This is a genomic window from Sphingorhabdus sp., from assembly GCF_029865925.1.
In the GTDB taxonomy this organism is placed as follows: domain Bacteria; phylum Pseudomonadota; class Alphaproteobacteria; order Sphingomonadales; family Sphingomonadaceae; genus Sphingorhabdus_B.
The window spans coordinates 1-12,322 of the sequence record NZ_JARXAI010000058.1 but is presented as its reverse complement, the minus strand read 5'-3'; the positions used below and the strand labels follow the sequence as shown (position 1 = coordinate 12,322).

The following is a 12,322-nucleotide window of genomic DNA, read 5'->3' as shown; positions in this document are numbered from 1 at the left end:
GCGAAACACCTGCCGCCCCAGCATTTCCATCCGCGTTTGCGGCATGCCAAACCGAACCGGGCAACCAAAGGTCGCCTCGTATATGGCGGTGTCAAATTGCGGCTGATGCCGAAAATGCATGGACGGCAGCAACGGCGCCTCATCCAGAACCTGCCGTGACAAATGCGCGAAGCTTACGACCAGAAATTCGACAATGCTGGCATAATCCTGACACAGGTCCGGCGCGCACTCCCATGTGAAATAGGGCGGTTTACCATCGGAGTAAAAGGCAGTCCGCACCATATTTTGCCGAAGCGCCTGAACCTGGACACGTGCCCTGATAACGGCGCCCAAGTCCGCCTCCAACCGCGCGCCATAACCAAAGTCGGAGAAACTCTGCGCACCAGCTTTCTGACCCAAGCGCAAATGGATCGCCGGATCATTAAAATGCGTCTGCAGAAATTTGAACAAACGAAGGGCGACTTGTCCCGAAATCCGGCTCAGCGGATTGCGCAGCCGTGCCTCGTCAAGCCCAACCGCGGTGATAATCTCCCGCCGGTTCCCGCCTTCCTCGACTGCAGCGCGCAAAATCCGGGCTGCAAGGCCCCCCGCCATGGTCTCTGGCGCGATAGCATTCCCGTTCTGCAGCAAATTTTCGATCCAGCTGTAAATCGGCAGCCCCCCTTTTAGCGCGCCTACATGGTTCAACACGCAACGCATTCCAACGCAAGCGACATTTCGTGCGTGACTTGCGGCTTTGATTTTCCGTCGCTAAGTCAGCGGCATGAACCTCGCATCGCTCCTCGCCCAATTTACACCTGGCGCCAAGACCCACAAAATTTCCATTCCATTAAGCTGGCATCAGGGCCGCACCTCTTATGGCGGCCTAAGCAGCGTTCTGGCGTATCAGGCGGCCAAGCTGGCGGCAGATGACCTTCCCCCTCTACAATCGGCACAGATCACCTTTGTCGGGCCCCTCGCGGGCGATATTGAGGTTCGCGCAGATATCCTGCGGCGCGGTAAGAACACTGCGTTCATCCAAGTGGAGGTGAAAGGCGCGGACAGCGTTGGCCTGACATGCAATTTCATCTTCATGAACCGCCGCGAGAGCCAACTGAGTTATACGAATATCGCAGCTCCGGAATTGCCGCCAATTCCATCGGCTGAAACGGTTCGCAGCGGTACGCCTGAGTTTTTCACTGGCCATATGCAATATCCAGACAAACGGCTCGAGTTGGGGCTGGCAACAAATCGTCTCGCAAGCTGGCACCGGCTGACCGAGCATGATGGGCTGGACCATATTGCCGAGCTGATCTGTATTGGCGACGCCCTCCCGCCCTCGGCGATGGGTTTGATGACCGAAAAGGGAATGGTGAGCTCCATGAACTGGCAGATCAATATGTTGACAGATGCTCCGAACACCGAAAACGGATGGTGGTATTTGTCGAGCGAGACGCACCACGCCGCCAATGGCGCGAGCAGTCAATATATGACCGCCTGGAACAGCCGAGGCGAAGCGGTCCTGACGGGCATGCAATCGGTCGCGATTTTCGCTTAACCAGCGGGCGTTGTCCGAGCAAAGCGCATGCCTTAACCTAACGCAGCCTGCTTTTCTTCCGCGAGGCGATCCAGCTCAGCGCGGCTTTTCTTCTCGCTGGAGGACTTTAGCTGCCCGCATGCGGCCATGATGTCACGCCCGCGGGGTGTGCGGATGGGTGCGCTGATACCGGCTTCAAAAATGATGCTTGAAAAACGCTTGATGCGTTCGGGGTCAGAACATTCATAGGTTGCGCCAGGCCATGGGTTGAATGGGATCAGGTTGACCTTGGCAGGCAGCTTATACTGGCGGATAAGGCTCACCAGTTCGCGCGCGTCGGCGTCGCTGTCGTTCTTGTCCTTCAACATCACATATTCAAATGTGATCCGCCGCGCGTTGCTGATGCCGGGATATTCGGCGCAGGCCCGCAACAACTCATCAATGCCATATTTGCGATTAAGGGGCACGAGTTCGTCGCGCACCTCTTTGTTCACGCCGTGCAGCGAGACAGCGAGGTTGACGTTTATCTCTTCGCCCGCCCGCACCATCATCGGCACGACGCCAGACGTCGACAAAGTGATACGACGACGCGACAGGCCAAGGCCATCGCCATGCATGACAATCTTAATCGCATCGCGGACATTATCAAAATTGTACAGCGGCTCACCCATGCCCATAAGCACGATATTGGTCAGCATGCGGCCATCAGCGGTGTAATGTCCGACGTCATCATCTTCGTCTTCGTCCGGCGCCGCAGAGGCCATGTTGCCTTTCGGCCATTCGCCGAGTGCGTCGCGGGCAAGCATGACCTGCCCTACGATTTCCCCGGGCGTCAGGTTGCGTACCAGCCGCATTGTGCCCGTGTGGCAGAAACGACAGTTCAGCGTGCAACCCACTTGGCTAGAAATACATAGGGTCCCGCGATCAGCATCGGGGATGAACACCATTTCATAATCCTGCGCATCGTCGGTCCGCAAAAGCCATTTGCGCGTGCCGTCTGAAGACACCTGCGCCTCGACAATTTCGGGCCGGCCAATGACAAAGCGATCGGCAAGCCAAGGCCGCATGGTCTTGGAAATGTCTGTCATCACCTCAAAATCGGTGACGCCGCGATGGTAAATCCAATGGAACACCTGCTTGGAGCGCAGCTTGGCCGCTTTTTCATCGAGCTGCGATTCTTCAAACAACTGACGAATTTGCAGATGGCTCAACCCCATGAGGTCAATGCGTCCGTCACTGCGCGGCGTTATGACGCGCGGCGTGACTACAGGGTCGATATGGCCAGGTATCTGCATGATGATGGGGCCTATAATTGCGTTGACCTTGAAAAGCCAGCGTTGCGGCCCAAGCATTATGTATGACCGAAACTTTGGTGCCGGGTGCTTGGTCCAAAACCATCACAACTGCCCCCACCATTGATGCACCGATGCCGTTACACACATCCGCGAAATAATTTCTCAGGCTAACATCCTCGATCGCTGTCGACGACAGCACGCGATTATGCGCATCACGCTGAGGCGATCTTTGGCGAATAAAGGCGCGGATATTATGAAAAGACATAAAACACACGCGACAGCTATCACGCCCGCTCCCCCTGCCCGCCACCGTCGATAACCAACGCTTCTAAACCATCGCGGATCATTACCATGCTGCCTTGGGCAAGGCTGGCTGCGATCGGCGCTCCAAAATGCTCCATGGGTTCCAGATCAAGCAAAAGCCCACGGAGAACCCGCGCTGTCATTCCGTGGCATATGATCAGCATATCTTGGTCAAAGGACAAACCGCCAAGCCACTGCGAAAGACGCTGCGCCACATCTTCATAATATTCGCCGCCATCCGGACGAACGGCAAACAACTTATGCTCCATGTCGACGATTGGACCGATTTCGGCAGAAATGTCGGCATAAGTCCGGCTTGACCAGCGACCAACGTCAATTTCCAGCAAGCGGTCATCGCGATGGGTCTGGTGCCAATCTGCATCAATCTCTTCTGCAATCAGCGCGAGCGTTTGCAGCGCCCGTCCAGCAGTTGATGACCAAAGCTGTGGTCTGGCATCAGCCCCAAGATAATCCGACAGTGCGCGGCCCATGTCACGTGCTTGCACGCAGCCCTCCCACGTCAGCGGCGTGTGCAATTCTGCCTGCCCCTGCATCCGTGCAACTTTGTTAAACACTGTCTCCCCATGCCGCGCGATGAAAAGCCGTCTATTGTTTGTTGAAATACCCATATTGCCCTTATTCCACAGGATATTGTTGGAGGCAAAAGCTATCGACTTGCCCTAATGTTCAAAGCGGTTATGTAAGATTCAGCATAGTAATAGGGTTTTTCGGTTGGTTCGCGGACCAACCGGCCCGACAAGGGGAATTTGAATGAGAGCCACGATCGAACGCGCGACCCTGCTGAAATGCCTGAGCCACGTCCAATCTGTTGTGGAGCGGCGCAATACCATACCCATATTGTCCAACGTTCTGATCGAAGCCAGCGAAGGCGGCAAGATCAAGGTGACCGCAACAGACCTTGATTTGCAGGTTGTAGAAACCTTTGCAGCCGATGTCGAAACGCAAGGCGCGACAACCGTGTCCGCGCACACCTTGTTTGAAATCGCCCGCAAATTGCCCGATGGCTCGCAAGTGCAACTGCATGCTACCGATGGCCGCATGGCTGTCAACGCTGGCCGTGCCCGCTTCTCGCTTGCAACACTGCCGCGCGACGATTTCCCGACGATTGCCGAAGGCGAACTGCCTACATCGTTCGAAATCCCCGCAAGCTCACTGATCCAGATTATCGACAAAACGCGCTTTGCGATTTCGACTGAGGAAACGCGTTATTATCTTAACGGTATTTTCCTGCACGTCACGGACGACGCAGAACCGGTGTTGAAGGCAGCGGCCACCGATGGCCATCGCCTTGCCCGCGTCACCTTGCCGCGCCCTGCCGGTGCGGAAAATATGCCCGACGTCATTGTGCCGCGCAAATGCGTAGCCGAAGTCCGCAAACTGCTTGATGAAAGCGGCGGCAATGTGATCCAGGTCGACTTGTCGGCAAGCAAAATTCGCTTCACCTTTGATAGCGTTATCCTTACATCAAAGCTGATTGATGGCACCTTCCCCGACTACAGCCGTGTCATTCCAACTGCGAATGACAAGCTGCTGCGCATCGATCCCAAGGCATTCAGCCAAGGTGTTGACCGCGTTGCGACCATCGCCACCGAAAAAACCCGCGCAGTTAAAATGGCGCTCGACAAGGACAAGATCACTTTGTCCGTCACCAGCCCCGAAAACGGCACTGCGGCGGAAGAAGTGTCCGGCCAATATAGCAGCGATAGCTTCGAAATCGGCTTTAACGCCCGTTATCTGATGGACATACTGGGCGAAATCGAAGGCGACATCGTCGAACTGCATTTGGCCGACGCCAGCGCGCCAACCTTGATCCGTGAGAATGACAAGTCAGCGGCGCTGTATGTCCTAATGCCGATGCGGGTTTGATCTAAACTAATCCGATAAAGGTAAGGCCCTGAAATCTTTTCAAGGCCTTACTATTAATACGACGCAGATTGAGAAAATCTGCGCGTCGCTCCCCTACTCTGCCGCCTCGGCCATCAGCACATTCTGCGGGCCGCGCACTACGATGCCCGGCAACGCGCCTGTCATCTTGCCTTCACGGAAGGTCACCACGCCCGATTTTATCGTCGCGACATAGCCGTCAGCCTTTTGCAGTAAACGCTTGCCACCGGCGGGTAGGTCGAACGCCAGCCATGGCTTCAACAATTTCAACGCGTCAAAATCGATGACGTTGATATCGGCGAGATAGCCCGGCTTCAGCACACCGCGATCATTTAATCCATAAAGCCGCGCGGTGTCGTGGCATTGCCGTTTGACGGCCAGTTCGAGCGGTATTGTTCCGGCCTTACGGTCGCGCGCCCAATAGCTGAGCAGGAATGTCGGTGACGCCGCGTCGCAAATTGTCCCGCAATGTGCGCCGCCGTCGGACAGCGATGCGACGATATCGTCACGCTGGAGCAGCTCTTTGGTGAAGTCCAAATTGCCATCCATATAATTCAATATCGGCAGGTAAATCATGCCGTTCCCGTCGTCGGCCATCAACTGGTCATAGGCATATTCGGCGCTTTCTTTGCCTGCAGCCTGTGAAAAGCCAAAGATGCTTTCTTCGCGAGTGGGTTCATAGCTAAAGCCATCGCCCAGCGGGAATTGCATGGCCCAAGCGGCGGTCACCAGCATGAAGAATGGGGCCATATCAACCGACGGCGGCGGCAAATTGTCCTCCGCTAGCATCGTAGCCTTGAACGCCGGGTCGGACAGTTTTGCCTTCTGTTCATCCCACGACAGTGCTGCGATTTTCTGCCAGCTTGGCTTGCGCATGAATGGGTGCACCGTGCCGCGCCAGTTCATGATGACGCCGATACCGCGCAGGCCAATCGCCGCGACCAGATTGGCACCATTGTCATTGGCGTTGCACATCCCTGCCATTTGCTCGGTCCACGGCATTTGCTTGATGGGCGATTGCAACATGGTGAAGGCGATGGGCAGCCCTGTCTCGCGGCTTAACCGACCCATCCAGCCGAACTCGTCCCATTCTTCCAAGAAATCGGTGGTCAGCTCAAACACCCCGTGCCCAACCTTACCCATGGCGCGGCCAATACCAACCAGTTCGGGTTCGGTCGCCGTGGTCCCGGGGACAAGTTCGCCATCAATCGATTTATGCAGCACCGTGCGTGAGGTGGAAAAGCCCAAAGCCCCTGCGCGCAAGCCTTCCTCCACCAGCCGCGCCATTTCGGCGATGTCTGCTTCGGTTGGCTCCTCATTATCCGCCCCGCGCTGTCCCATGACAAAGGCACGCAACGCGCCGTGCGGAACTTGCGTGCCAATATCGATGGTGCGCGGGCGGCGCTCAAGCGCATCCAGATATTCAGGGAAGGTCTCCCAATCCCATTTCATCCCCTCGGCCAGCGCAGTGCCCGGAATATCCTCAACACCCTCCATCAGGCCGATAAGCCAGTCATGCTTGTCCTTTTTCGCCGGCGCAAAGCCAACGCCGCAATTGCCCATAACGACCGTGGTGACGCCATGCCAGCTCGACGGACCCATCTCGCTATCCCAAGTCGCTTGGCCGTCATAATGTGTGTGGATGTCGACAAAGCCGGGCGCAACGATCTTGCCCGTTGCATCAATCTCTTCGCGGCCTTGCGCGCTGATATGTCCAACCGCCGTGATTATACCGCCGTCCACTGCAACATCGGCAACGAAGCGCGCCGCGCCTGTGCCATCAACCACGGTTCCACCACGAATAACAAGATCATGCATGCCGACTCTCCTCTGTCCTCGCGGTAAGCGTATCAGGTTTAATTAGGCAATCAAACCTAAGCGCCTGCCTAAAAAACGCCCTGATCGAGGCCGGTCAAGATGCTATGCGTTGAAAATCAGTCGCGGCCAGCCGCGGTTATTTTCCACGTTGCGCCAACAACCGCAAGCGAAGAGCGTTCAGCTTAATAAAGCCTGCTGCATCCTTCTGGTCATATGCGCCGGCATCGTCTTCAAAGGTCACGACCTTTTCGCTGTACAGGCTATTCGGCGACTTACGGCCAACCACGCTGGCGAGGCCCTTGTAGAGCTTCAGTCGCACAGTTCCTGACACATGTTCCTGACTATGGTCGATGGCTGCCTGCAACATCTCGCGCTCCGGCGAGAACCAGAAGCCATTGTAAATCAGCTCGGCATATTTCGGCATCAGCTCGTCTTTCAGATGTGCCGCACCCCGATCCAGCGTGATGCTTTCAATACCGCGATGGGCGCGGGCATAGATTTCGCCACCCGGCGTTTCGTACATGCCGCGCGATTTCATACCAACGAAACGGTTCTCGACCAGATCAAGACGGCCGATACCATGCGTGCGTCCAAGGTCATTAAGGGCTGCCAGCAATGTTGCTGGCGACATGGCTTCGCCGTTCAGGGCAACGCCGTCACCCTTTTCAAAATCGATGGTGATATATTCAGGCGTATCGGGCGCATCCTCTGGATTGACGGTGCGCGAATAGACATAATCGGGCGTTTCATCCCATGGGTCTTCAAGCACCTTGCCTTCGGACGATGTGTGCAAAAGGTTCGCGTCCGTCGAAAACGGGCTTTCCCCGCGCTTGTCCTTTGGCACGGGGATCTGATGCTGCTCGGCCCATTCAATCAAGCGCGTGCGGCTCGTGAGGTCCCATTCACGCCAAGGGGCGATGACTTTGATATCGGGGTTGAGCGCGTAAGCCGACAACTCGAAGCGAACTTGGTCATTGCCCTTGCCGGTCGCGCCATGTGCAATCGCGTCAGCCCCTGTTTCCGCCGCAATCTCAATCAGTCGCTTCGAAATCAGCGGGCGCGCAATCGACGTACCCAATAGATAATCGCCTTCATAACGCGCATTGGCGCGCATCATTGGGAACACAAAGTCGCGGACAAATTCTTCGCGCAAATCATCAATGTAGATATGGTGGTCAGGCACGCCCATCAACACCGCTTTGGCGCGCGCAGGTTCAAGCTCTTCGCCCTGACCCAAATCAGCGGTGAAGGTGACAACTTCACAACCATACTCGACCTGCAGCCATTTCAGGATGACGCTGGTATCGAGCCCGCCCGAATAGGCCAGAACGACTTTTTTAATGCTGTCTGTCATGTCACATTTTTTCCGAAGCTAAATATCTGCGGCGCGCCTAACAGTTTAGGCGGGGTTCGACAACTCCCAGAACTGCCAAAGACCCAGAACAAAGAACAGCCCAGCGGCAATTTTATGCACGGTGCGCAGCGAAATTTTTGCCACGAGTTGCTCGCCCAGAAAAACAGCGGGGACGTTTGCGATCATCATCCCCAATGTTGTTCCGGCAGCGACTGCCCAGACCGCATGATATTGCGCGCCCAAAGCGATAGTGGCGACCTGCGTTTTGTCACCCATTTCGACGAAGAAAAAGGTGTCCGGTTAATTGCAAACAAATTCTTGCCGCGACCCATTTGCAGGATTTTGATGGATTTTTAATGACGCGCCAGCAAATAAAATGGCGGCGCGGTTTTTTCCTTTTGTCGATGGGCAACAGCCGTTAGGGGAGGCGTAACACTAAAAATCTCCCTGGGGCGCAGTTTTTCGCTGGAGCCAAGATATGACCAAATATGTAACGCGCGCCGGGCTTCGGATTGCCGCGCAGCTTGTTGAGTTTACCGAAAGCCGTGCCCTTGCTGGCACCGGCATCGCTGCGGATACTCTGTGGCAGGGCCTAACCGACATCCTCGCCCGCTTTGTGCCGCACAACCGGATGCTGCTGGCCAAGCGTGACGTTATTCAGGCGCAGCTAGACGCATGGCATCGCGCCCATCCCGGCCCAATTACCGACATGGCGGCCTATCAAGCCTTCTTGCGCGACATTGGCTATTTGGTCCCCGAGCCAGCGCCATTCAGCATCGGCACGCAGAATGTAGACCCCGAAATCGCGAATATGGCTGGGCCACAACTTGTTGTGCCAAGCCTGAATGACCGCTTCGTCCTGAACGCCGCAAATGCGCGCTGGGGCAGCTTGTATGACGCGTTGTATGGCACCAACGTCCTGCCCGCGCCAGTTGCACGGCCCGGCGGCTATGACACGGATCGCGGCGCGGCGGTTGTGGCGTATGCACGCAGCTTCCTCGACGAAGCCATTCCCAGTTGGCAGGCGGCTTTGGCTGGCGGCGGAAGCCCATTTTTCGTCGCAAAGGCGCAAGCCGGTGACGCCGCGCGTTATCTGTTCAAACATCACGGACTGCATATTGAAATCCTGGTCAATTCGAAGCATTCTGTTGGCGCGACAGATGAATTGCACATCGCCGATGTCATCCTTGAATCCGCGCTCACGACGATCGTCGATTTGGAAGACTCGGTCGCAGCAGTCGACGCCGATGACAAGGTTGCAGCCTACACCAACTGGCTTGGCCTCATGCGTGGCGATCTTGTCGCCAGTTTTGACAAGGGCGGGAAGACCGTCACCCGGGCGCTTGAGCCGGATCGTGAATATGATGGCCTGACGCTGGCTGGCCGCAGCCTGATGTTCGTCCGCAACGTCGGGCATCTTATGACCAATCCAGCCGTCCTGCTGTCCGACGGTAGCGAGGCACCCGAAGGCATATTGGACGCGCTATTCACGTCACTCTGCGCTCTGCATGACCTCAAAGGACTTGGAAACCGACGTAACAGCCGCGCAGGCAGCATCTATATCGTTAAGCCAAAGATGCACGGCCCAGAAGAAGCCGCCTTCACCAACGACCTTTTCGACGCTGTCGAAGATGTGCTTGGCCTTGCCCGCAACACCATCAAGGTCGGCGTAATGGACGAAGAACGCCGCACCAGCGCGAACCTTGCCGCATGCATTCACGCCGTCCGCAACCGAATTGTCTTCATAAACACGGGCTTCCTTGATCGCACTGGCGACGAAATGCATACCGCGATGCAAGCCGGCCCTATGATCCGCAAAGCGGAAATGAAAACGTCATCCTGGATTCAGGCTTATGAGGCGCGCAATGTCCAAATCGGCTTGGCCTGCGGCCTCAGCGGCAAGGCGCAAATCGGCAAGGGCATGTGGGCCGCGCCCGATATGATGGCGGATATGATGGTGCAGAAAATCGCCCATCCCAAAGCCGGCGCGAATACCGCATGGGTTCCCTCGCCCACGGCAGCGACGTTGCACGCAATGCATTATCATGCATTTGACGTCTTTGCCCGTCAGGCGGAACTTGCACAGGAGCCAACGCCGAGCCTTGATCCATTGCTGACCATTCCCGTCGCACCTGCTGGCTACAATTGGTCAGACGAAGACGTGGCCCAAGAATTGGAAAACAACGCCCAAGGCATATTGGGCTATGTCGTACGCTGGATTGACCAAGGTGTTGGCTGTTCCAAGGTACCCGATATTCACGACATCGGCCTTATGGAAGACAGGGCCACTTTGCGCATTTCCTCGCAGCATATTGCCAATTGGCTGCTGCACGGCATTGCGACCGAGGCGCAAGTGGACGCTGCACTGACGAAGATGGCCGCGAAAGTTGACACGCAAAATGCCGGCGACCCGTTATATGAAAAACTGGTCGGAGATAGCCTTGCGTTAAAGGCTGCACGCGCCCTCATTTTCGAAGGCTTGACGCAGCCGAATGGCTATACGGAGCCGCTGCTGCACAAATTCCGTCAGGAGAAGAAAGCGGAAGGCTGACGCGGCTTATGCCACCGCGTCGATAAACCGTTCCGCATCAAGCGCCGCCATGCAGCCAGTGCCTGCGCTTGTGCATGCCTGGCGGTAGATGTGGTCCATCACATCGCCGCTGGCAAAAACGCCGGGGACGCTTGTTTCAGTTGCTTGTCCTTCGAAGCCACCCCGCACTTTGATATAGCCGCCCGCCATATCGAGATGGCCTTCAAAAATGCTTGTGTTCGGCTTATGCCCGATGGCGATAAAAACGCCGTGGAGTTCGATATCTTCGGTGCCGTCGCCATCGGTCGCCGCGATACGCATGCCGGTGACGCCCATCGCATCACCCAAGACTTCGTCAAGCCTGTGGTTCCACTTAATGGTAACTTTGCCCTCTGCCTCCCGCGCGAACAGCCGGTCTTGCAGGATTTTCTCCGCTTTTAACTTGTCGCGGCGATGCACCAAGGTCACATGACTTGCAATATTGGCCAGATATAGCGCCTCCTCCACAGCTGTGTTGCCACCGCCGATGACTGCAACTGGCTTGTTCCGATAAAAGAAGCCGTCGCAGGTTGCGCAGGCCGAGACACCTTTGCCCATGAACGCCGTTTCGCTAGGCAGGCCAAGATATTGTGCGCTCGCGCCTGTGGCAATAATCACGGAATCAGCGGTGTAGTCGCCTGCCCCGCCAGTCAGCACGAATGGCCGCTTCGAAAAGTCGACCTTTTCGATATAGTCATTTTCAATGCGCGTTCCGAAACGCTCGGCATGCTTGCGCATCCGCTCCATCAATTCAGGCCCCATGACACCTGCATCATCGCCAGGCCAATTGTCGACTTCGGTCGTGGTCATTAGTTGCCCGCCTATTTCGACGCCCGTAATCATCATCGGCGTCAAATTGGCGCGCGCGGCGTAAACGGCAGCAGTATAGCCGGCAGGTCCAGAGCCAATGATGACAACAGGTGCGTGGCGATTTTCGGTCATAGAAGGTCTTTCTGATTCTGTTGGCTCGGGACATACGCATTCGTGTCACGCTGGCCAAGTGTGCGGCCTAACTTATCCCCATCAAATTAGGGCTTCACATGTCGGCAGGTGCAACCTATCAGTCCGACATTGTTTAGGATTAAGGGAGCATCTCATGGCCAAAGTCACGATAATTTCACGTAACGGCGAAGGCCGCGAAGTTGAAGCTGAAAACGGCCTTTCGCTGATGGAAGTCATCCGCGACAATGGTTTTGATGAATTGCTCGCGCTTTGCGGCGGCTGCTGCTCATGCGCCACCTGCCATGTGCACGTCGACCCTGCCTTTGCTGACCGCCTGACTAAAATGGGCGAGGACGAAAACGATCTGCTCGATAGCACTGACCACCGTAACGAAACCTCGCGCCTGTCGTGCCAAATCCCCGTTAGCGATGCGCTTGATGGGTTGATCGTGACAATCGCGGCTGAGGATTGATTTCGGCGGCGTATTAAAGCTGACCTAACGCCCTCCCGCAGGCAGGAGGGCGGGTTAACCCCGCTTGGCGCTACCAAGCGATTCCTCAAGCACGGGGTAGCCATGCCCGTCGGGGATGCACAGCCAACTTCCATCCGCGCGCTGCTCC

At 56.3% G+C, this 12,322-nt stretch carries 10 protein-coding genes and 1 pseudogene; 4 read left to right on the top strand and 7 right to left on the bottom strand.

What is annotated here, in order from left to right; genetic code table 11:
- Window positions 1-690, bottom strand: a 690-nt coding sequence (locus tag QE270_RS05360; protein WP_300036288.1) for an AraC family transcriptional regulator ligand-binding domain-containing protein, incomplete at its 3' end; no start/stop codon positions are given.
- 73 nt (window positions 691-763) lie between these two features.
- Between QE270_RS05360 and QE270_RS05355 the strand changes: the two genes are divergently transcribed.
- On the top strand, window positions 764-1,537 hold the full coding sequence (locus tag QE270_RS05355; protein ID WP_300036285.1) for a thioesterase family protein: 774 nt from the start codon (window positions 764-766) through the stop codon (window positions 1,535-1,537).
- A 32-nt stretch (window positions 1,538-1,569) separates the two neighbouring features.
- Here the strand turns inward: QE270_RS05355 and rlmN are convergent, their stop codons facing one another.
- Window positions 1,570-2,811, bottom strand: a complete 1,242-nt coding sequence (gene rlmN / locus QE270_RS05350) for a 23S rRNA (adenine(2503)-C(2))-methyltransferase RlmN (protein ID WP_300036282.1) — start codon at window positions 2,809-2,811, stop codon at window positions 1,570-1,572.
- Window positions 2,812-3,095: 284 nt separating this feature from the next.
- Entirely contained in the window at window positions 3,096-3,743 is a 648-nt protein-coding gene (locus QE270_RS05345; RefSeq protein WP_300036279.1) for a histidine phosphatase family protein, read from the bottom strand.
- Window positions 3,744-3,885: 142 nt separating this feature from the next.
- On the opposite strand from QE270_RS05345, the gene dnaN reads away from it, so the two are divergent.
- The gene (gene dnaN, locus QE270_RS05340) at window positions 3,886-5,001 is read left to right on the top strand and encodes a DNA polymerase III subunit beta (protein WP_300036276.1); all 1,116 of its coding nucleotides are present in this window, start codon (window positions 3,886-3,888) and stop codon (window positions 4,999-5,001) included.
- Between the two features lie 93 nt (window positions 5,002-5,094).
- Here the strand turns inward: dnaN and QE270_RS05335 are convergent, their stop codons facing one another.
- The 3 genes and pseudogenes from QE270_RS05335 to QE270_RS05325 all read right to left on the bottom strand — a co-directional run.
- Window positions 5,095-6,837, bottom strand: a complete 1,743-nt coding sequence (locus tag QE270_RS05335) for a D-aminoacylase (protein WP_300036273.1) — start codon at window positions 6,835-6,837, stop codon at window positions 5,095-5,097.
- Between the two features lie 136 nt (window positions 6,838-6,973).
- A complete protein-coding gene (locus tag QE270_RS05330) occupies window positions 6,974-8,191 on the bottom strand; it encodes an argininosuccinate synthase (protein ID WP_300036270.1) in 1,218 nt (405 codons plus the stop codon).
- Between the two features lie 45 nt (window positions 8,192-8,236).
- Window positions 8,237-8,482: pseudogene (locus QE270_RS05325) on the bottom strand (TMEM165/GDT1 family protein); the annotation flags it as partial.
- Window positions 8,483-8,669: 187 nt separating this feature from the next.
- Here QE270_RS05325 and QE270_RS05320 point away from each other — a divergent pair.
- Window positions 8,670-10,742: a malate synthase G gene (locus tag QE270_RS05320; protein WP_300036267.1), complete on the top strand. Its 2,073-nt coding sequence runs from the start codon at window positions 8,670-8,672 to the stop codon at window positions 10,740-10,742.
- A 6-nt stretch (window positions 10,743-10,748) separates the two neighbouring features.
- On the opposite strand, the gene trxB is transcribed toward QE270_RS05320, so the two are convergent.
- Window positions 10,749-11,702 carry a thioredoxin-disulfide reductase gene (gene trxB / locus QE270_RS05315; protein ID WP_300036264.1) on the bottom strand — a complete coding sequence of 318 codons (954 nt, stop codon included), beginning with the start codon at window positions 11,700-11,702 and terminating at the stop codon, window positions 10,749-10,751.
- Window positions 11,703-11,856: 154 nt separating this feature from the next.
- Between trxB and QE270_RS05310 the strand changes: the two genes are divergently transcribed.
- Complete coding sequence (locus tag QE270_RS05310) at window positions 11,857-12,174, top strand: 2Fe-2S iron-sulfur cluster-binding protein (protein WP_300036261.1); 318 nt, start codon at window positions 11,857-11,859, stop codon at window positions 12,172-12,174.
- Window positions 12,175-12,322: the final 148 nt, after the last annotated feature.

Coding starts and splice junctions, on each gene's coding strand:
- QE270_RS05310 (WP_300036261.1), top strand. CDS start 11,857: ATGGCCAAAGTCACGATAATTTCACGTAACGGCGAAGGCCGCGAAGTT.
- QE270_RS05335 (WP_300036273.1), bottom strand. CDS start 6,837: ATGCATGATCTTGTTATTCGTGGTGGAACCGTGGTTGATGGCACAGGC.
- QE270_RS05355 (WP_300036285.1), top strand. CDS start 764: ATGAACCTCGCATCGCTCCTCGCCCAATTTACACCTGGCGCCAAGACC.
- dnaN (WP_300036276.1), top strand. CDS start 3,886: ATGAGAGCCACGATCGAACGCGCGACCCTGCTGAAATGCCTGAGCCAC.
- QE270_RS05345 (WP_300036279.1), bottom strand. CDS start 3,743: ATGGGTATTTCAACAAACAATAGACGGCTTTTCATCGCGCGGCATGGG.
- QE270_RS05320 (WP_300036267.1), top strand. CDS start 8,670: ATGACCAAATATGTAACGCGCGCCGGGCTTCGGATTGCCGCGCAGCTT.
- rlmN (WP_300036282.1), bottom strand. CDS start 2,811: ATGCAGATACCTGGCCATATCGACCCTGTAGTCACGCCGCGCGTCATA.
- QE270_RS05330 (WP_300036270.1), bottom strand. CDS start 8,191: ATGACAGACAGCATTAAAAAAGTCGTTCTGGCCTATTCGGGCGGGCTC.
- trxB (WP_300036264.1), bottom strand. CDS start 11,702: ATGACCGAAAATCGCCACGCACCTGTTGTCATCATTGGCTCTGGACCT.